At 65.0% G+C, this 18137-nt stretch carries 16 protein-coding genes; 10 read left to right on the top strand and 6 right to left on the bottom strand.

Features of this window, described 5'->3' with window-relative positions; genetic code table 11:
• The first annotated feature begins 259 nt into the window (after window positions 1-259).
• From I6F28_RS19150 to I6F28_RS19135, 4 genes are all read left to right on the top strand, one after another.
• The gene (locus I6F28_RS19150; RefSeq protein ID WP_225140505.1) at window positions 260-1207 is read left to right on the top strand and encodes a TAXI family TRAP transporter solute-binding subunit; all 948 of its coding nucleotides are present in this window, start codon (window positions 260-262) and stop codon (window positions 1205-1207) included.
• Between the two features lie 162 nt (window positions 1208-1369).
• Window positions 1370-3490 carry a TRAP transporter permease gene (locus tag I6F28_RS19145; protein ID WP_036039900.1) on the top strand — a complete coding sequence of 707 codons (2121 nt, stop codon included), beginning with the start codon at window positions 1370-1372 and terminating at the stop codon, window positions 3488-3490.
• Entirely contained in the window at window positions 3451-3864 is a 414-nt protein-coding gene (locus I6F28_RS19140) for a DUF1850 domain-containing protein (protein WP_036039902.1), read from the top strand. Before I6F28_RS19145 ends, I6F28_RS19140 begins: the two co-directional genes overlap by 40 nt.
• Window positions 3865-3960: 96 nt before the next feature.
• Window positions 3961-4767, top strand: coding sequence for an SDR family NAD(P)-dependent oxidoreductase (locus I6F28_RS19135; protein ID WP_225140504.1), 807 nt, complete (start codon window positions 3961-3963; stop codon window positions 4765-4767).
• A gap of 78 nt (window positions 4768-4845) precedes the next feature.
• On the opposite strand, the gene I6F28_RS19130 is transcribed toward I6F28_RS19135, so the two are convergent.
• Entirely contained in the window at window positions 4846-5346 is a 501-nt protein-coding gene (locus I6F28_RS19130) for a putative quinol monooxygenase (RefSeq protein ID WP_225140503.1), read from the bottom strand.
• On the opposite strand from I6F28_RS19130, the gene I6F28_RS19125 reads away from it, so the two are divergent.
• The 4 genes from I6F28_RS19125 to I6F28_RS19110 all read left to right on the top strand — a co-directional run bounded on the left by I6F28_RS19125 (window position 5333) and on the right by I6F28_RS19110 (window position 9795).
• The gene (locus I6F28_RS19125) at window positions 5333-6574 is read left to right on the top strand and encodes an FAD-binding protein (RefSeq protein ID WP_225140502.1); all 1242 of its coding nucleotides are present in this window, start codon (window positions 5333-5335) and stop codon (window positions 6572-6574) included. The genes I6F28_RS19130 and I6F28_RS19125 overlap by 14 nt on opposite strands.
• A complete protein-coding gene (gene glcF / locus I6F28_RS19120; protein ID WP_225140501.1) occupies window positions 6574-7896 on the top strand; it encodes a glycolate oxidase subunit GlcF in 1323 nt (440 codons plus the stop codon). Before I6F28_RS19125 ends, glcF begins: the two co-directional genes overlap by 1 nt.
• 85 nt (window positions 7897-7981) lie before the next feature.
• Complete coding sequence (locus I6F28_RS19115; RefSeq protein ID WP_225140500.1) at window positions 7982-8341, top strand: histone; 360 nt, start codon at window positions 7982-7984, stop codon at window positions 8339-8341.
• A 440-nt stretch (window positions 8342-8781) separates the two neighbouring features.
• On the top strand, window positions 8782-9795 hold the full coding sequence (locus tag I6F28_RS19110) for a TorF family putative porin (protein ID WP_036027050.1): 1014 nt from the start codon (window positions 8782-8784) through the stop codon (window positions 9793-9795).
• A 141-nt stretch (window positions 9796-9936) separates the two neighbouring features.
• Here the strand turns inward: I6F28_RS19110 and I6F28_RS19105 are convergent, their stop codons facing one another.
• The gene (locus tag I6F28_RS19105; protein WP_225140499.1) at window positions 9937-11688 is read right to left on the bottom strand and encodes an ABC transporter ATP-binding protein/permease; all 1752 of its coding nucleotides are present in this window, start codon (window positions 11686-11688) and stop codon (window positions 9937-9939) included.
• Between the two features lie 387 nt (window positions 11689-12075).
• Here I6F28_RS19105 and I6F28_RS19100 point away from each other — a divergent pair, with 387 nt between their 5' ends.
• A complete protein-coding gene (locus tag I6F28_RS19100) occupies window positions 12076-12474 on the top strand; it encodes an META domain-containing protein (RefSeq protein WP_225140498.1) in 399 nt (132 codons plus the stop codon).
• A 125-nt stretch (window positions 12475-12599) separates the two neighbouring features.
• On the opposite strand, the gene I6F28_RS19095 is transcribed toward I6F28_RS19100, so the two are convergent.
• The 3 genes from I6F28_RS19095 to I6F28_RS19085 form a co-directional block, all read right to left on the bottom strand.
• A complete protein-coding gene (locus I6F28_RS19095; RefSeq protein WP_036027054.1) occupies window positions 12600-13805 on the bottom strand; it encodes a hypothetical protein in 1206 nt (401 codons plus the stop codon).
• 197 nt (window positions 13806-14002) lie between these two features.
• Complete coding sequence (gene groL / locus I6F28_RS19090; protein ID WP_036014289.1) at window positions 14003-15634, bottom strand: chaperonin GroEL; 1632 nt, start codon at window positions 15632-15634, stop codon at window positions 14003-14005.
• 118 nt (window positions 15635-15752) lie between these two features.
• The gene (locus I6F28_RS19085; RefSeq protein ID WP_025033779.1) at window positions 15753-16049 is read right to left on the bottom strand and encodes a co-chaperone GroES; all 297 of its coding nucleotides are present in this window, start codon (window positions 16047-16049) and stop codon (window positions 15753-15755) included.
• Window positions 16050-16363: 314 nt separating this feature from the next.
• On the opposite strand from I6F28_RS19085, the gene I6F28_RS19080 reads away from it, so the two are divergent.
• Window positions 16364-16885 carry a hypothetical protein gene (locus I6F28_RS19080; RefSeq protein ID WP_036014287.1) on the top strand — a complete coding sequence of 174 codons (522 nt, stop codon included), beginning with the start codon at window positions 16364-16366 and terminating at the stop codon, window positions 16883-16885.
• A gap of 236 nt (window positions 16886-17121) precedes the next feature.
• Here I6F28_RS19080 and I6F28_RS19075 read toward each other — a convergent pair whose 3' ends face one another.
• Window positions 17122-17907, bottom strand: a complete 786-nt coding sequence (locus I6F28_RS19075; protein WP_036014285.1) for a protein phosphatase CheZ — start codon at window positions 17905-17907, stop codon at window positions 17122-17124.
• Window positions 17908-18137: the final 230 nt, after the last annotated feature.

The raw sequence follows: 18137 nt of genomic DNA, 5'->3' as shown, positions 1-18137 counted from the left end.
GACAATCTCCTAGAGGAGAAAACCCTCACCCGCGCCTTCGGCGCGACCTCTCCCGCAAGCGGGAGAGGTGACCGAGCAAGCCGCTCCGACTCGAACCTAACGCGACTCCAGTCCCGCTGCGCCACCTCGCCGCACCGTCCGGTTCCCAAAAACCCAGCGGGAACGGCCCTTTGCCGCAGTCCTGTTTTGCCTTTTGGATGGGTTGACCCGCATCCCTCATCCGGCCAATTTCGCCGCCGGTTTGGGGAGAACAACAACCATGAAACGGACGATTTTCGGCGCGGCCGCGGCTCTGGCTCTGGCGGCGTCGGCACCTTGCGCCCAGGCGCAATCCTTCATCAACGTGCTGACCGGCGGCACCTCGGGCGTCTACTATCCGCTCGGGGTCGCGATCGGAAAGATCTACGGCGAAAAGATTCCGAACGTGAAGACGCAGGTGCAGGCCACCAAGGCGTCGGTGGAGAACCTGATCCTGCTGCAGCAGGGCCGCGGCGAGCTGGCGTTCACGCTGGGCGACTCGCTGAAGGCCGCCTGGGACGGCGAGGAGGAGGCGGGCTTCAAGACCAAGCTCGACAAGCTGCGCACCATCGGCGCGATCTATCCGAACTACATCCAGATCGTCGCGACCGCGGACAGCGGCATCAAGACGCTCGCCGACCTCAAGGGCAAGAGCCTGTCGGTCGGTGCGCCGAAATCGGGCACGGAGCTGAACTCCCGCGCGATCCTGGCTGCTGATGGCATGAGCTACAAGGAGCTCGGCAAGGTCGAATATCTGCCCTTTGCCGAATCCGTCGATCTCATGAAGAACCGGCAGCTCAACGCCACGCTGCAATCGGCCGGGCTCGGCGTTGCCTCGCTGAAGGACCTCTCGACCTCGAGCCCGATCACGGTGGTGTCGGTGCCGAAGGAGACCGTCGACAAGATCGGCCCGCCCTTCGTGGCGGCGACTATTCCGGCCAACACCTATACCGGCCAGGACAAGGACGTGCCGACTGCGGCCGTGATCAATTATCTGGTCACCAGCTCCGCCGTCTCGGACGATCTCGCCTATCAGATGACCAAGCTGGTCTATGAATCGCTGCCCGAACTCGTCACTGCGCACGCGGCCGGCAAGGAGATCAAGCTCGAGACCGCCGCCACCGGCAGCCCGGTCCCGCTGCACCCCGGCGCGATCCGCTATTATAAGGAAAAGGGGCTGATCAAGTAATCAGCTCCTGTCGTCGGACGTCATGGCCGGGCTTGTCCCGGCCATCCACGTTCTGCGGCTGTGCATGGAAGTTTCGTGGATGCCCGGGACAAGCCCGGGCATGACGGCTCGGGACATACCGTGCCAATGCTACAAGCGCTCGACGATTGGGGATGGGCTGAGATGCTGGAAAAGGCAGAGGGGACTGAGATCGCGCCCGACAAGGTCAAGGTCGAGTTCGACAATTTCGAGCATGGCTTCCCAGAAGGCTTCGGCCCGGGCTGGTGGGGCCGGCTCGCCTACTGGATCGGCATCGCGTTCGCGATCTTCCAGCTCTACGTCGCCGCCTTCAACTATCTGCCGAGTCAGGTGGTGCGCGGCGTCCATGTCGGCTTCCTGCTCCTGCTCACCTTCGGCCTGATCGCCAACTTCACCGCGAAGAGCAATTTCGGCCGTGCGCTGGGCTGGGCGATCGGCGCCGCCGGCTTCTACTGCGGTCTCTACCAATGGATCTTCTATGCCGACCTGATCGCGCGCGACGGGGATCCGACCAGGCTCGATCTCGCCGTCGGCACCCTACTCGCGGTGCTGATCTTCGAGGGCACGCGGCGGCTGATGGGCGCGGCGCTGCCGCTGATGTGCGGTGCGTGTCTCGTCTATTGGTTTTTCGGTCAGTACCTGCCGTCGCCGCTCAACCATCGCGGCTATGATTTCGACCAGATCGTCACGCATTTGTCGTTCGGCACCGAAGGCTTTTACGGCGTGCCGGTCTACGTCTCCGCGACCTACATCTTCCTGTTCATCCTGTTCGGCTCGTTCCTGGAGCGCGCCGGCATGATCCAGCTGTTCACCGATGTCTCGCTCGGCCTGTTCGGCCGCACCCGCGGTGGACCTGCCAAGGTCGCGGTGTTCGCCTCGGGCATGATGGGGACCATCTCCGGCTCGGGCGTCGCCAACGTCGTCACCGTCGGCCAGTTCACGATTCCCTTGATGATCAGGTTCGGCTACCGCCGCGCCTTCGCGGCCGGCGTCGAGGCGACGGCCTCGATGGGCGGCCAGATCATGCCGCCGGTGATGGGGGCGGTCGCCTTCATCATGGCCGAGACGCTCGGCGTGCAATATTCGGAGATCGTCAAGGCCGCCGCGATCCCCGCGATCCTCTATTTCGCCTCCGCGTTCTGGATGGTGCATTTGGAAGCCGGCAAGCACGGCCTCGTCGGCATGAAGCGCTCGGAGATCCCGAGCGCCTGGAAGGCGCTGGTGACGCGCTGGTACCTCGTGCTGCCGCTCGCGGCGCTGGTCTACATGCTGTTCGAGGGTTTTACGCCGCTCTATGCCGGCAGCATGGGCCTTGCGCTGACGGTGACGCTGATCCTCGGCACCGCCATCACGACGGGCGCCTCCTCGAACGTGATCCGGACCATCTTCTGGGTCGGGCTCGCGCTCGTCGTCGCGGCACTGTCGCGCGACGGCCTCCAGATCGTGCCGGTCGCGACCGTCGTGGTCGGCCTGATCGTGATCACGGCGTTCGTGCGCGGCGGCTTTGCGGCGTTGCGGGCCTGCCGCGATGCGCTGGCCGAGAGCGCGAAATCCGCCATCACCGTCGGCATGGCCTGCGCCATCGTCGGCGTCATCATCGGCATGATGTCGCAGACCGGCGTCGGCACCATCTTCGGCGGCTGGGTGATCGGACTCGGCGAGAAGAGCCTGTTCCTGGCGCTGGTCATGACCATGCTGCTGTCGATCCTGCTCGGCACCGGCATCCCGACCATCCCGACCTACATCATCACTGCCGCGCTCGCAGCTCCCGCGCTGGCCAAGCTCGGCGTGCCCTTGATCGCGAGCCACATGTTCGCATTCTATTACGGCATCATGGCCGACCTCTCGCCGCCGGTGGCGCTCGCCGCGCTTGCGGCGGCGCCGATCGCCAAGGAGAACCCGGACAAGATCGGCTGGGAGGCGATGCGCATCGCGCTCGCCGGCTACGTCATTCCCTTCATCTTCGTCTATTCGCCGGCCTTGATGCTGCAGGCCGGCGATCCCATGGCGGCCAAGCTCGGCTTCTACGGCGCGGTGGCGCTGGCGAGCTTGAAGGCGCTGGTGGCGATCGGCCTGTTCGGCATGGCCGCGATCGGCTTCCTGTTCACGCGGCTGACGCTGATCGAGCGCCTGGTCGCGCTCGGCGCCGCGTTCTGCCTGCTCGGCGAATTCCCCTTCAGCGACACTGCGGGCTTCGTGCTCGCCGCCGCGCTGGTGCTGTGGCAATGGCGGCAGCGTCCGCCGGCGCCGGTCGAGGCGGTGTGAGCCTCTGTCTTGCGACAGCGGGCGGCGTGAAAGCGCTGACGCTGTCCGCGTTCACGCTTGTCTGGACGCATTCGATCGCGAAGGTCGAATGGCAGGAAGACTGGCGCCTCACACCCGCCGGCCTCGAGCTGGTGCAAGCCCGCGTCAAGGGCACCGGCCCCGGCATGGAGCCGCCGGCCGAGGCGCGGCTGGTCGACGGCTGGTTTCAATGGCGGCCGCAGCGTGCGCCGATGCCGGAATTGGTGCTCGGCAATTCCGGCGCGGCCGGAGAATGGCGACTGTGCCATGACGGGACGTGCCGGACATTGTCCGAGATTGTCGGGCATCCCATTGGTGCTAACGTCATGGCGATGAGCATCTGCAAAGAACCGTAGCCCGGATGGAGCGGAAGCGTAATCCGGCACCACTGCCCCGGATTGCGCTGCGCTCCATCCGGGCTACAAGAAGAACAACAACACGGGAGACACGCGATGGATCGGCTCAAGGGCAAGGTTGCGATGGTGGTGGGGGCCGGCTCGATCGGTCCCGGCTGGGGCAACGGCAAGGCGACCGCGGTGACCTTTGCGCGCGAGGGCGCGCAGGTGTTCTGCGTCGATCGCAACGGTGCCGCGGCCGAGGAGACCGCCAGGATCATCAGCGGCGAGGGCGGCAAGGCGATTGCGTTCACGGCCGACGTGGCGCGCGCCGGCGAGATCGAGGCGATGGTCGCGGCGTGCCTCAAGGCCTATGGCCGCATCGACGTGCTCGACAACAATGTCGGCATCGCCGAGATGGGCAGTGTCGTCGAGGTGAGCGAAGAAAGCTGGGACCGCGTCTTCAGCGTCAACCTCAAGAGCGCCTATCTCGCCATGAAGCACGTGATCCCTGTTATGGTGAAGCAGGGCGGCGGCTCGATCATCAACATCTCCTCGATCGCCTCGATCCGCCACATGGGCATCTCCTACGTCACCTACGGCGCCTCGAAAGCGGCGATGAACCAGATGACGCGCACCACAGCGATCGAGTTCGCGCGCCATCACGTCCGGGTCAACGCGATCCTGCCCGGCCTGATGAAGACGCCGATGGTCGAGCGCTCCGCCGGCCTCGCCGCCAGCTACGCCAAGGGCGATGTCGAGGCGATGTGGCGCGCGCGCGACGCCCAGGTGCCGATGGGCCATATGGGCGATGCATTCGACGTCGCCAACGCCGCGCTGTTCCTGGCCTCGGACGAGTCGAAATACGTGACGGGCATCGAGCTCGTTGTCGACGGCGGGATCACGTGCAAGGCCGGGGCTTGATCCAGCCCCAGCTTGCACGCAGCCCGCCGCTGCGAGTCATAGGCGATCGCCCTGGCTCGCAAGGAGGAAGCAGATCATTCACAGCAAGGTGTATTGCGCGCGTTCGCGCCTGGTCAGCAGCGGCAGCGCCTGTTCCGCGATGTAGCTCTTGAAATGCGCGCTCTCCTGGTGCGCCCTAAAGGCGTCTTCGTCGCCGAACAACTCGTAGAAGAGGAACTGGGCCGGATTGTCCTTGGCGCGCGAGATCAGGAACAGCTTGACGCCTGGCTCGCGCTGCGCCTGAGGGAGGAAGCCGCGCAGGATTTCAGCAACCCGGTCGACCTCTTCGGCCTTTGCTTCCCATTGCGCCACGACGAGAAGTCCGCCGCCGATGGCCGGGTGGCCGGTCTGTTGATTCATTGCCTGTTCGATCATGATGGAGCTCCCTGAGAATTCTCCATTCGATAGCGCGGCTCTGGGCGACAATGGTTCGATGAACATCGTAGTGCGAATGTCGCCGAACGGCCCGACGTTCCGTCGTGGGTCGAATTGATTTCCTGCGCGAATTTCGCTACCGCCTTTTCCCGTGGATACGCTCAAGGTCAGAGACGCCAAAGACGTCGAAGAGGTGGTGCGCGCGGCGATCGCGAGCGAGCAGCCGCTCGAGATCATCGGCCATGGCGGCAAGCGCGGCATCGGCCACGCCATGGCGACCAACGCCGTGCTCGACGTCTCCGCGCTCAATGCCGTCACCGCCTACGAGCCGAACGAGCTCATCATCACGCTCCAGGCCGGCGCGCCGCTGGCCGACGTGCTGGCGCTGATCGACGCCAAGAATCAGCAATTCGCCTTCGAGCCTGTAAACACCGCCCCGCTGCTCGGCACGCCGGCAACAGGCACCATCGGCGGCATGATCGCGGCCGGGCTCGCCGGGCCGCGGCGGATCCGGGCGGGCGGGGTACGGGACCACCTGCTCGGCGCGCATGCCGTCTCGGGCTTCGGCGACAGCTTCAAGACCGGCGGCAAGGTGGTGAAGAACGTCACCGGCTACGACCTCTGCAAGCTGCTGGCGGGGTCCTGGGGCACGCTGTCGGTGATGACCGAGGTCACGCTCAAGGTGATGCCCAAGCCCGAGGCCGAGCGGACGCTGTTGCTGCGCGGGTTAGATGATGCCACCGCCAACAAGGCCATGACTGCGGCGCTGGGCTCGCCCTTCGACGTCTCCGCCGCCGCGCATCTGCCGAAATCGGCGTTCAGGGCCGGGACCGAGGGGCTGGGCGACATTGCGGGCCAAGGCGAGGCCGAGGCGCTGACCGTGCTGCGGCTCGAGGGCATCACCGCGTCCGCTGCGCACCGCGCCGGCTCGCTGCGCCAATTGCTTGCGCCGTTTGGAACCGCGACGCTGATCGAGGACGTGGCATCCGCGGCCTTGTGGAGCGCGATCCGCGACGTGCTGCCGTTCGCGGCGAGCGGCGCGCTCGGCGCCTGGCCGGTCTGGCGGATCGTCTGCCCGCCGGCCTCGGGCGCCGCGCTGGGCTCGCAGCTAGCGCGCGAGACGGGCGGCGATGTGATCTACGATTGGGGCGGCGGGCTGATCTGGGCGGCGCTTCCGCCGAAGCCGGACGCGCATGCCCCGGCCGTGCGTGCCCACGCCAATTCCGTCGGCGGGCATGCCACGCTGATCCGGGCCGCCGAGGATATCAGGCGCGAGGTCGACGTGTTCCATCCGCAGGCACCTGGCATTGCCGCGCTGAGCGAGCGGGTGCGCGCCAGCTTCGATCCGAAGACCATCCTCAACCGGGGGCGGCTCACGCGGAGCGCTGGCTGATGAAGACCGAATTCTCACTCGCGCAGCTCGCCGACCCCGATATCGCGGAAGCCGACAAGATCCTGCGCGCCTGCGTCCATTGCGGCTTCTGCACCGCAACCTGCCCGACCTATGTGCTGCTCGGCGACGAGCTCGATAGCCCGCGCGGCCGCATCTATCTGATCAAGGAGATGCTGGAGAAGGACCAGGCGCCGACCGCCGACGTGGTCAAGCATATCGACCGTTGCCTGTCGTGCCTTGCCTGCATGACGACCTGCCCCTCGGGCGTGAACTACATGCACCTGGTCGATCAGGCCCGGGTGCAAATCGAGCAGCGCTATCGGCGGCCGCTGACCGAGCGGCTGCTGCGCCAGGTGCTGGCCTTCGTCCTGCCGGACCCGCAGCGCTTTCGCGTCAGTATGTGGCTGGCGCGGCTCGCCCGTCCGCTCGGCGTCTTGCTGCCGACACCCCGGCCTGCGGCGACGCCGGGCTTGATCCAGCGCATCAAGGCGATGCTGGCGCTGGCGCCGGACCGGCTGCCGCCCGCAGGGCCCGCCGCCGGCAGCGTGTTCGCGGCGCTGGGCAAGAAGCGCGGCCGTGTGGCACTGCTCCAGGGCTGCGCCCAGCAGGTGCTGGCGCCGCGCATCAACCAGGCCGCCATCAGTCTCCTGACCCGCCACGGCATCGAGGTCGTCCTTGTCAAGGACGAGCAGTGCTGTGGCGCGCTGACCCATCACCTCGGCAACGACGAGGATGCGCTGGCACGGGCTCGCGCCAACGTCGCGGCGTGGCGGAAGGAAATGGCCGGCGAGGGGCTCGACGCGATCCTGGTGACGACCTCCGGCTGCGGCACGGTGATCAAGGATTACGGCTATCTCCTGCGCGAGGACACAGCGTGCGCGGCCGATGCTGCGAGGGTCTCGGCGCTCGCCAAGGACATCACCGAATACGTCGCCGGCCTCGAGCTTGCGACCGCGGCGCGAGCGGACGACATCGTCGTCGCCTATCACTCCGCGTGTTCGTTGCAGCATGGACAGAAAATCACAGGGCTTCCGAAAGAATTGCTTTCCAAGAATGGATTCGTGGTGAAAGATGTGCCCGAGAGCCATTTGTGTTGCGGTTCGGCGGGGACCTACAACATTCTCCAGCCCGAGCTTGCGGGTCGGTTGCGTGATCGTAAGGTCGCCAACATCGCGAGCGTCAAGCCGGACATGATTGCCGCGGGCAATATCGGCTGCATGGTGCAGATTGCCAGTGGCACGTCAGTTCCGGTCGTACACACGATTGAGCTTCTCGATTGGGCGACGGGCGGGGCGCGGCCGGCACTGAACGCGCAGGTTTGAGCTTTCAGGAGCCCGAACTGTCCTCCCGAGGTGACGACTGAAGACGCCCGATCAAGCATTGTTCGGCGGCAACAGGAGGACCACGATGGCGAAAGCGAAGAAGAAGAAAAGCAAGAAGGCCAAAAAGGCCAAGAAGGCCGTAACGGCGAAGAAGTCCGCGAAGAAGGCGACGAAGAAGAAGGCGGCCAAGAAGACCGCCAAGAAGTCTGCCAAGAAATCTGCCAAGAAGGCCGCCCCGAAGAAGGCTGCCAAGACGACTGCAAAGAAGTCGGCGGCCAAGAAGGCTGCTCCGAAGAAGGCCGCGAAGAAGGCGGCACCGAAGAAGGCGAAGGCAGCGCCTGCTCCGAAGCCGTCGGCACCGGCGGAGACTCCCGCGCCCGCCGAGACAAGCTGGGCGATGCCTTCGTCTTCTGCGGAAGCGGCGCCGGCCGAGGGGCAGGGGTAGGAAGGCGGTCTCTCATCGCCTTCGGACTGTCACTCGGGACTGTTACTCGGGATTGTTACTTGGGATTGTAACGAGAAGGCCGCGGCACCCCCCGGTGCTGCGGCCTTTTTGCATCGCGGAAGCCGCCCTTGGCGGCTGGCGCTCCGGGCCCACCCTGATTCGTAGCGAAGGTGTCACGCCGCCTGGCGATCCCCGGGTTTACACGGGTCTGCACTGCACCTTGGAATGCAAATAATGTGATCGAGAAGCCACACAGCCTGACAACCTTTCGTGAATTCGTCAAAACGCCTAAAAAGTCGGCAGATGCCCGTGCTTTTTGCTTCACGGTTCCTGTCCATCGATCCAAATTGCCGCAGTGACGCAATTTTGCAGGTAGGCCGCATGCCCCGGGGGGCTTCCGGGGGCGACTGCTAAGTAAGAACGGGTAGATGGGGATCGAAATGAAAAAAGTGGCTTTGTTGGCAACGGCGCTGGCAATGGTGACGACGGGTTCGGCGTTCGCGGCAGATCTGCGCGTGAAGGCATTGAAAGCCCCGCCGCCCCCGGCGTTCGATCCTTGGGATATCGCCTTCGGCGGCGGCATCATGAGCGATTACGTCTTCCGCGGCATCACCCAGTCCAACCATAAGCCGGCCGTCACGGCCTATTTCGAGCCTCGCTACAACGTCACCAAGGACTTGCAGCTCTACGTCGGTACGTCCGCCTCGAGCATCTCCTTCCCGAACCGCGCTGCGGCGGAAGTCGACTTCTACGGCGGTATCCGCCCGACCTTCGGCATGTTCGCCTTCGACTTCGGTCTCTGGGGCTACCTCTATCCGGGCGGACAATGCTTCGGCTCGCAGTACACATTGGCTCAGGGCAATTGTGGCGGCGACATCGATTACTCGCAGGGGGCAATCGGCCTTCCGATCAACGGCAACTTCGCCAAGAAGGACGCCAGCTTCTTCGAAGCCTACGCCAAGCTGAACGTCGTCATCAACGACCAGTGGACGGTCGGCTTCAACGAGTACTACTCGCCGAACTTCCTGAACCTCGGCGCCTGGGGCAATTACGCCTCGATCACGGCCAAGTGGACCGCCCCGAGCACAATCTTCGGTGCCAGCGGCGTCGGCATGTATGTGTCGGGTGAGTTCGGCCGGCAGTGGTTCGGCACTTCCGACATCTTCTACGGCATCGCGGGCGATCCGGTTTATGCGAACGGCATCAAGGAGCCGAGCTATAACACCTGGAACGTCGGCGTCGGCTTCACCTACAAGGTGTTCACGCTCGATCTGCGTTATCACGACACCGACCTGAACAAGGGCGACTGCAACGCCTTGACCAGCGATCACACCGCGAAGTTCACCGGAAGCTTCACCCCCATCAACCCGGGCGGCTTCGGCTCCAACTGGTGCAGCGCGGCCGGCGTGGCCAAGCTCTCGTTCGACCTGACGGCGATGAGCAATCTGAAGTAAGCTTCTTCCCGAAACGACTTCGCGAGGGCGGCAGGGCAACCTGCCGCCCTTTTGCTTTTCTCCACGCCGTCATGGCCGGGCTTGACGCGTGTATGGAGTGACGACTCGAACTTGATGATCAGCGGCTACCCAGCGCTCGCCTCAGCGCGCGGCGCTCGGCTCCGCCGCAGTCCGCTCGCCGCCGACGACGTGGATCGCACCGTCCTTCACGAGCGCCACCTTGCGGGTGTGGAAGGCATCGAGCGTCGAGCGGTGGCCGATCGAGACGATGGTGGCCTGCGGCAGTCTCTCCGCCAGCAGCCGGTAGAGCCGGGCTTCCGACGGCTCGTCGAGCGAGGCGGTGGCTTCGTCCAGGAACAGATAGTCCGGCGCATGCAGCAGCGCGCGCGCTAGCCCGAGACGTTGCTGCTCGCCGAGCGAGAGCATCCTGTTCCAGTGGCCGTCCTCGTCCAGCCGCTCGGCGAGATCGGGCAGCCCGACCGCGATCAGGGCCTCGCGGACCTGCGCGGCGTCGAACGCGCCCGGCGCTGCCGGATAGACCACGGCATCGCGCAACACACCGACCGAGAAATAGGGCCGCTGCGGCAGCATCATCAGCTTTGCCTTTTCCGGGACCACAACCGTGCCGGTGCCGAACGGCCAGATGCCGGCGATGGCCCGGAACAGCGTGGACTTGCCGGAGCCGGACGGTCCGGTCACCAGCACGCGCTCCGAGGCCTGAATGGTGAAGGCCTTGGCGGCCACCAGCGGCGTGCCGTTGGGCAGGTTCACGCAGAGCTGCTCGAGGTCGATATGGCGGCCGGCGACTTCCAGCGCGATGGCAGGCTCATGCGCCGGCAGATTGACCGCCGAGGCGACCGACATCTCGAAGCCATCGAGACGGGCAACCACCGCACGCCATTCGGCCAGGGATCGGTAGGCGCTCACGAAGAAGGACAGGGCCTTCTGCACGCTGCCGAAGGCGGAGCCGGTCTGCACCATCCCTCCAAGTTGAATCTTACCGGCAAAATAGGCAGGCGCGGTGAGGATGAAGGGGAAGATCACGGCGGCTTGGGAATAGCTCGCCGTGAAAGCAGTCAGACGCTTGGTCCGGCTCATGATCGCGTACCAATTGCCGACGACATAGCCGTAGCGGTGCAGCAGTCGTTCGCGTTCGGCGCCTTCGCCCTTGAGCAGTGCGATCTGTTCGGAGTTCTCGCGCACGCGGACGAGGTTGAAGCGGAAGTCGGCCTCGTAGCGCTGCTGCTCGAAGTTGAGATTGACGAGAGGCGAACCGATCCAGTGCGTGAGCGCGGTGCCGAAGATCGCGTAGACGAGCGCCGCCCACACCAAATAGCCGGGGATGGGAAAGTCGAGGCCGGAGATATGCAGCGGTGCCGCGTTCGACAGCCCCCACAGAATGACCACGAACGAGAGCAGCGTGACGATCGAGGAGAGCAGCCCGATGCCGATATTGAGAGTCTGCTCGACGAAACTCCTGACGTCGTCGGTGATGCGTTGGTCCGGGTTGTCGGCCGCATCGCCCTTGAGCTGCATCCGATAGTGGGTCGCGCTATTCAGCCATTCGGCCAGATAGTGACGCGTCAGCCATTGCCGCCAGCGAATCTGGAGCCACTGATTGAGATAGAGCTGGTAGACGGAAAGCGCGACGCTGGCGCTCGCGAGCAATGTGAAGACGCCCAGCTCCCAGACGAAGCCGTTCCAGTCGCGCTCCTGGAGATAGTTGTAGAAGCGGCTGTACCATTGGTTCACGAGCACATCGATGGCGACCAGCAGCAGTTCGATCACGATCACCGCGGCGAGCAGGCCGCGGCCGGCCCATTTGTCCTCTGATCGGAAATAAGGGATGGCGATTCGCCAGACGATCGCGAGCGTGGCGCGGATGTTGTTCACAGAGCTGGATCTCCTCAGGGGATGTGCACGATGCCCAGAGCCAAATAGCTGAGGCGATGGCGGAAATGGGCGCGCTTAGACGAAAGTCGCAAGTTCTGCAATTTGCGTTGGATTGTCGCAGCCAGCAACCCTAGCATGGTGCCCGCCGGTGCGGGGCAGGGTGCTCCGGGATTTCGCGACCTTGTGAGCGGACGGGAACCGCCGGATGCGCGAGAACTTCGCGCCGCGGCTGCAACTGGCTGCCGATCGCTTTCTCGTTCGGCGTGGTCTTCGAAGGCGCCCCGGGCTTCGCCATGCCGGTGCGCCTGCATCGACCATGCGCGAACCTTCTCAACGCCCCCGCCGTCTCATAGAAGGTGCGGCAAGTCAGGTCGGTCGAGAGGTCTCATGGTTTCGTTCCAGCGATTGGTGTGTGCGGCGGTTGCAATGTTCGCGATGTCCACACTCGCGCGTGCTCAGGAGGGGTTTCCGTTCGGCACCGAGATGACGCTGGAGGCGTTGCCGCAGGCAGGCTCGAAGCGGATTCCCAACATCGAGATCGGCGACAATGGCGAGGTCGTGCTGGAGCTCTGGTGCAAGGGCGGCAAGGGCCAGTTCTCGGTCGCCGGCAACACCGTGATCTTCGTGCCCGGCCAGATCCAGAACCGCAACTGTCCGCCGGCGAGAGCGCAGGCCGACGACGAGCTCGTCGCAGCCCTCGGCAGCGTCGAGACCTGGAAGCGCCAGGGCGACGTGCTGACGCTGGTCGGCCCGAAGCCGCTGCGCTTCAGGACGACGGGGAATTAGGCCTCTGTCATTCCCCGCGAAGGCGGGGAATCCAGTACGCCGCAGCCTATCGATTCCATCGCTGCTGTCTCGGAGTACTGGATCGCCCGGTCAAGCCGGGCGATGACAGCGGTGGCTGTCTCAGCCTACTTCCACACCGACTTGTCGGCGTCCCAGCGCTGGCCCTTCAGCTCCTTGACGAGCGCCTCGATCGAGCCGTTGTCGTCGGGCAGATCGCCTTCTTCGTCGAGGCTGGCATCGTCGGACAGATTGAGCCTGGCCCCGCTGCCCTCGTCGGCCGTCGTGGTCGCCGGGCTGCCGATCCAGAGCATGAGCTTGTCCGTGGTGCCCGGCTTGTCGGGCGAGACCAGGCCTGCGACCTCGATCGTGTCGGTGAGCTCGAGCGCCGGGAAGTCCTGGTTCGGCCGCTTGAACACCAGCTTGAGCCTACCGGTGGCCGGGTTGAAGTTTTGCGTGACCGGCTTTGCGGCGAGCGTCCTGCTCAGCACGCTCGCCACCGCCGTTGCAAGCTTGCCCTTGTTGATCTTGTCGCCCTCGCGCCAGTCGGCCGCAGGGAAGCGGATGGTGCGGTCCATCTCGGTCATGCCCGCGGTCCAGCCTGCGGCGGTGACGCCCGGCATTGCCTTGAACTTCGCCAGCAGCGCGCCGGCGCGCTCGGGATCGACCGACATGGTGATGGTCTGCTCGCCCGCGCGCAGCGCGTCGCAGCCGACATTGAGGCTCGCCAGCGTCACCTCGACCTCCTGGCCCTTCAGGCTCTTCAGGAAGTCGGTCGCCGCATCGAGCTTGACCTTGACCGCGATCGCTTCCGGCGAGACGTCGGTGAAATCCTTCGGCTGCGGCGTGATGCCGTCGTCGGAGGCCTGACTGTCCAGGAATTCCTTTTCGCTGAGATCGGAATTGTCCGGCGAGGTCACTTCGGTCACCGCCTGGCCGACCGCGATCTGGCCGCGGAATTCGAACATGTCGCCGGACTGCTTGCGCGTCAGCTTGACGCTGACCGGCGACTTCTCACTGATGCTCTGCGTCGTTCCGGTCAGCGTCTGGCCGGCGACCTGGAGGTTGACGACGAAGCGGTCCTTGCGGTCGGAGTTCTTCGCGATGGGGTAGCAGACGTCGAGCACCGCCGCGGTCAGCGTCTTGCCCTGGCGCGTCTCCTTCAGGATCACGTCGGCATTGCCGTCCATCAGCCCGTCCATCGCGGTGAAATAGCGCGTCTCGGTTCCCCCCGGCGCGGTCGCCTTCGGCGACAGCTTCATCTGGGCGGAGGCCTGCGGCGGAACGGCGAGCAGGGCCAGAACGGCCGTGGAGCAAACCAGAAGCGCACGCATCGATGACATCCTCGCGCAACGGCCATGATCCGGAAAGCGTGAAGCGGTCTCTAGGATCATGCCCAAACAATCAGAATCGGCGCGCCACCGTAGTGGGTTTTGGCCGCTGGTTGAATCGGAAAGCGAAACGGGCAGGGTCGGCAAAAAAGAAGGCCGCCCGGAGGCGGCCTTCGCAACTCTGTCACGGAACGGAAGGCTTAGAAGCCGCCCATGCCGCCGCCGGGGGGCATCGCGGGCGGAGCTTCCTTCTTCGGCATCTCGGCGACCATGGCTTCGGTAGTCACCAAGAGGCCGGCCACGGAGGAGGCGTCCTGCAGCGCGGTGCGCACCACCTTGGCGGGATCGATGATGCCCTTCTCGACCATGTCGACATAGTCCTCGTTCTGGGCGTCGAAGCCGAAGGTCTCGGACTTGTTCTCCAGGATCTTGCCGACCACGATCGAGCCTTCCACGCCGGCGTTCTCGGAGATCTGGCGGATCGGGGCTTCCAGCGCCTTCAGCACGATGTTGATGCCGGCCTGGACGTCGTCATTGGCGTTGGTGAGACGGCCGACCGCCTTCTTGGCGCGGAGCAGCGCGACGCCGCCGCCCGGGACGATGCCTTCCTGAACCGCGGCGCGGGTGGCGTTGAGCGCGTCCTCGACGCGGTCCTTCTTCTCCTTGACCTCGATCTCGGTGGCGCCGCCGACGCGGATCACCGCGACGCCGCCGGCGAGCTTGGCGAGGCGCTCCTGGAGCTTCTCGCGGTCGTAGTCCGAGGTGGTCTCCTCGATCTGCGCCTTGATCTGGCCGACGCGGGCCTCGATGTCGGGCTTCTTGCCGGCGCCGTTGACGATCGTGGTGTTCTCCTTGTCGATCACCACCTTCTTGGCGCGGCCGAGCATCTTCACCGTGACGTTCTCGAGCTTGATGCCGAGCTCCTCGGAGATCAGCTGGCCGCCGGTCAGGATCGCGATGTCCTCCAGCATGGCCTTGCGGCGGTCACCGAAGCCCGGCGCCTTGACGGCCGCGACCTTGAGGCCGCCGCGGAGCCGGTTGACGACCAGGGTGGCCAGCGCCTCGCCCTCGACGTCCTCGGCGATGATGACGAGCGGCTTGCCCGACTGCACCACGGCTTCCAGCACCGGCAGCATGGCCTGCAGGCCCGAGAGCTTCTTCTCGTGCAGGAGGATGTAGGCGTCCTCGAGCTCGGCGGTCATCTTCTCGGCATTGGTGACGAAGTAGGGGCTGAGATAGCCGCGGTCGAACTTCATGCCCTCGACGATATCAACCTCGGTCTCGAGCGACTTGTTCTCCTCGACGGTGATGACGCCCTCGTTGCCGACCTTCTGCATCGCCTGGGCGATCATCTTGCCGATGGCGGCATCGCCGTTGGCCGAGATGGTGCCGACCTGGGCGACCTCGGAGGAGGCGGCGACCGGCTTGGCGCGCTTCTCGATGTCCTTGATGACGGCGGCAACCGCGGTGTCGATGCCGCGCTTGAGATCCATCGGGTTCATGCCGGCGGCGACCGCCTTGGCGCCTTCGCGCACGATGGCCTGGGCCAGCACGGTCGCGGTGGTGGTGCCGTCGCCGGCGAGGTCGTTGGTCTTGGAGGCGACCTCACGCACCATCTGGGCGCCCATGTTCTCGAACTTGTCCTCGAGCTCGATCTCCTTGGCGACCGTGACGCCGTCCTTGGTGATGCGGGGGGCGCCGAAGCTCTTCTCGATGACAACGTTGCGGCCCTTCGGGCCGAGCGTCACCTTGACGGCGTTGGCGAGAACGTCGACGCCGCGCAGCATGCGATCGCGCGCGTCTCCGGAAAACTTGACGTCTTTGGCAGCCATGGTCTGCAATCCCTCGTGTTATGTGATGTGTGTTGTCTTGTGCCGTGCGGCGGAACGATGGATGCCCGGATCGCCTGGATCCGGGCATGACATTCAGCGGCTGTTCAGGCGGACGGCCTTAGGCCAGCACGCCCATGATGTCCGACTCCTTCATGATCAGGAGCTCTTCGTTGTCGATCTTGACCTCGGTGCCCGACCACTTGCCGAACAGCACGCGGTCGCCGACCTTGAGGTCGATCGGGATCAGCTTGCCGGTCTCGTCGCGGCCGCCGGGGCCGACGGCGACGACCTCGCCCTGGGACGGCTTTTCCTTGGCCGTGTCCGGAATGATGATGCCGCCCTTGGTCTTTTCCTCGGCGTCGATACGTTTGACCACGACACGGTCATGCAGCGGACGAAATTTGGATTTAGCCATGACGTTTCCCTTTGGAGGCTCGCTTCGGAAGTAGTGGGGTCGGTGGGGCGGCGCTTCCGTCCGCCCTCGCGTCGAGGATCGAACGGCGCGCTTAGCAATCGGGCTTTCCGAGTGCTAATAGTGGGTCCGGAAATATGGCTTGGCCGCGATCCTGTCAAGCAAAGGTGGTTAAGCGATTGTTGAGGCGGATATAGGATGGTGGCATTGGAAACTCGCTCGGGGCGTCGCCGTAAAGAACGACGTCATTGCTCCGGCAGCGGTTTTGCGCTTGGCTGCGGGAGGGGTGCGGCCATGGTTTTGTTCGGGGGAATGCCATGATCAGTTCGGCTCACGCGCGCACGGTTGCCAATCTGGCGGCCGCCTCTTGTCTGGCGCTGCTGCTGGGCGCCTGCGGCGGCGGCTTCAACCTGCCGTCCCTCACGTCGTCCCCGCCGCCGCCCGAAGCCGAACCTGGCGTCGCGCCGGAAATGCCCGCCAGCATCCGCGCCGACGAGATCGTCGGCCGCTGGGGCCTCGCCTCGTTCCAGAACCCGGCCGATCGCGCCCGCACCGAGAAGATGGCGCGTGAGCAATGCAGGAACCCCTACGTGATCACCGCCGGTTCCTCCGGTGGCGTGATCATGCATCTCGCCGACCAGGCGACGCCGCAGGAGCTGCGGCTGAAGGGCTCGCCGAGCGGCAAGAACTACATCGGGCCGGCCGGCCCGACCCCCGGCGACCAGGACCGCGAAATCGTCTCCTTCGACGGTCGCGTCATGATCACCCGCTTCATCGACAAGGACGCTGGCACCCGCTACGGCAACATGGTCTACGTCCGCTGCGCGCCGAGGGCGTGACGGTCTCTTACCCTCTCCCCTTGTGGGAGAGGTGGCTCGCCGCGTAGCGGCGAGACGGGTGAGGGGTCTATCTCCTCACGAACGGTCTTGCGAGTGGAGAGAACCCCTCATCCGGCGCTTCGCGCCACCTTCTCCCACAAGGGGAGAAGGGAAGAAGAGTTCACGATCTGCACCGGCCAAAACAAAAAAACGCCGGCCCAAGGCCGGCGTTTTTGTTATTCCGATGTCGTCGCCGCTCAGTCGAACAGCGCGTCGATGTCGTCCTGCGAGGCGTGGCCGACGTCGCCGGCGAGCTTGGGGCCGTTGAGGAGCTTCTCGTCCTCGCTGCGGTTGTCGACCTGCGCGGGCACATGGGACTTGATCGCGTCGACGCCGCCCCAGATCTCCATCATCGCGTTGATGTGCTGCTCGATGAACTTCATCGTGCCCATGACCTTGCTGATGCGCTGGCCGGTCAGGTCCTGGAAGTTGCAGGCTTCGAAGATCGAGATGACGCGTTCCTGGATGTCGTCGGCAAGGCGCTTCTGCTGATCGATCGAGTCCACCTTCGACATCGCGCTGGCGGCCTGGTCGATCGATTCCGCGGCTTCGAGGATCTGCTGGGTCGCCTGCTCGGTGCCGCCGACCACCGCGCCGAGCTCGCCGTTGACCTTGGCCATCTCGCCGCCGTCGAAGCTCTTGCCGTGCAGCGTCGCGATCTCGCGCTTGGTGCGGTCGATGGCGTCGTGGATGAGGTCGAGCTCGACCTTCAGCTTCTCGCACTGCTCGATCTGCGCCCGGTAGGTATCGAGCATGGTGCGCGCTTCGGCAAGCTCGTGCGCGGTCGAGGCGTCGATCGCCGCCATGGCAGCGCTGCCGGACAGCGGGGCCGCGACGATGCCCTTCGCCATCTGGGCGCGGATCGCGCGCAGCTCGGCCATGATCTCGCTATGCATCGGGAGTGCCTCTTCAGTTACGTCTACAATGGGCATCTCGCCACCGACGATATCTTCGACGCGAAAACGCTTGCGGTGAACAGCCATCAGGATACTCCCCCCACCTCACTCACGCGTCTTTGTAGGCAGAAGCGATTTAACACGAAGTTCACAGCAGGAACTGCTGATCGGCCGCGCGCGACGCGGCGCAAAGAAGCGATTAACCATCACCGCGCGGCGTTCATCGAAAATAAACGCTGATCGCCAAATTGCAGGCGCGCTCGCGACGTGGTGAATCCAAACGCGCTGTCCGTTTACCAAACAAAACGGCTTTTGCT

It is taken from the genome of Bradyrhizobium sp. NBAIM14 (genome assembly GCF_020193895.1).
In the GTDB taxonomy this organism is placed as follows: Bacteria; Pseudomonadota; Alphaproteobacteria; order Rhizobiales; family Xanthobacteraceae; genus Bradyrhizobium; species Bradyrhizobium yuanmingense.
Note: the sequence above shows the minus strand (reverse complement) of the source record. Positions and strands in the feature narration are given on the sequence as shown.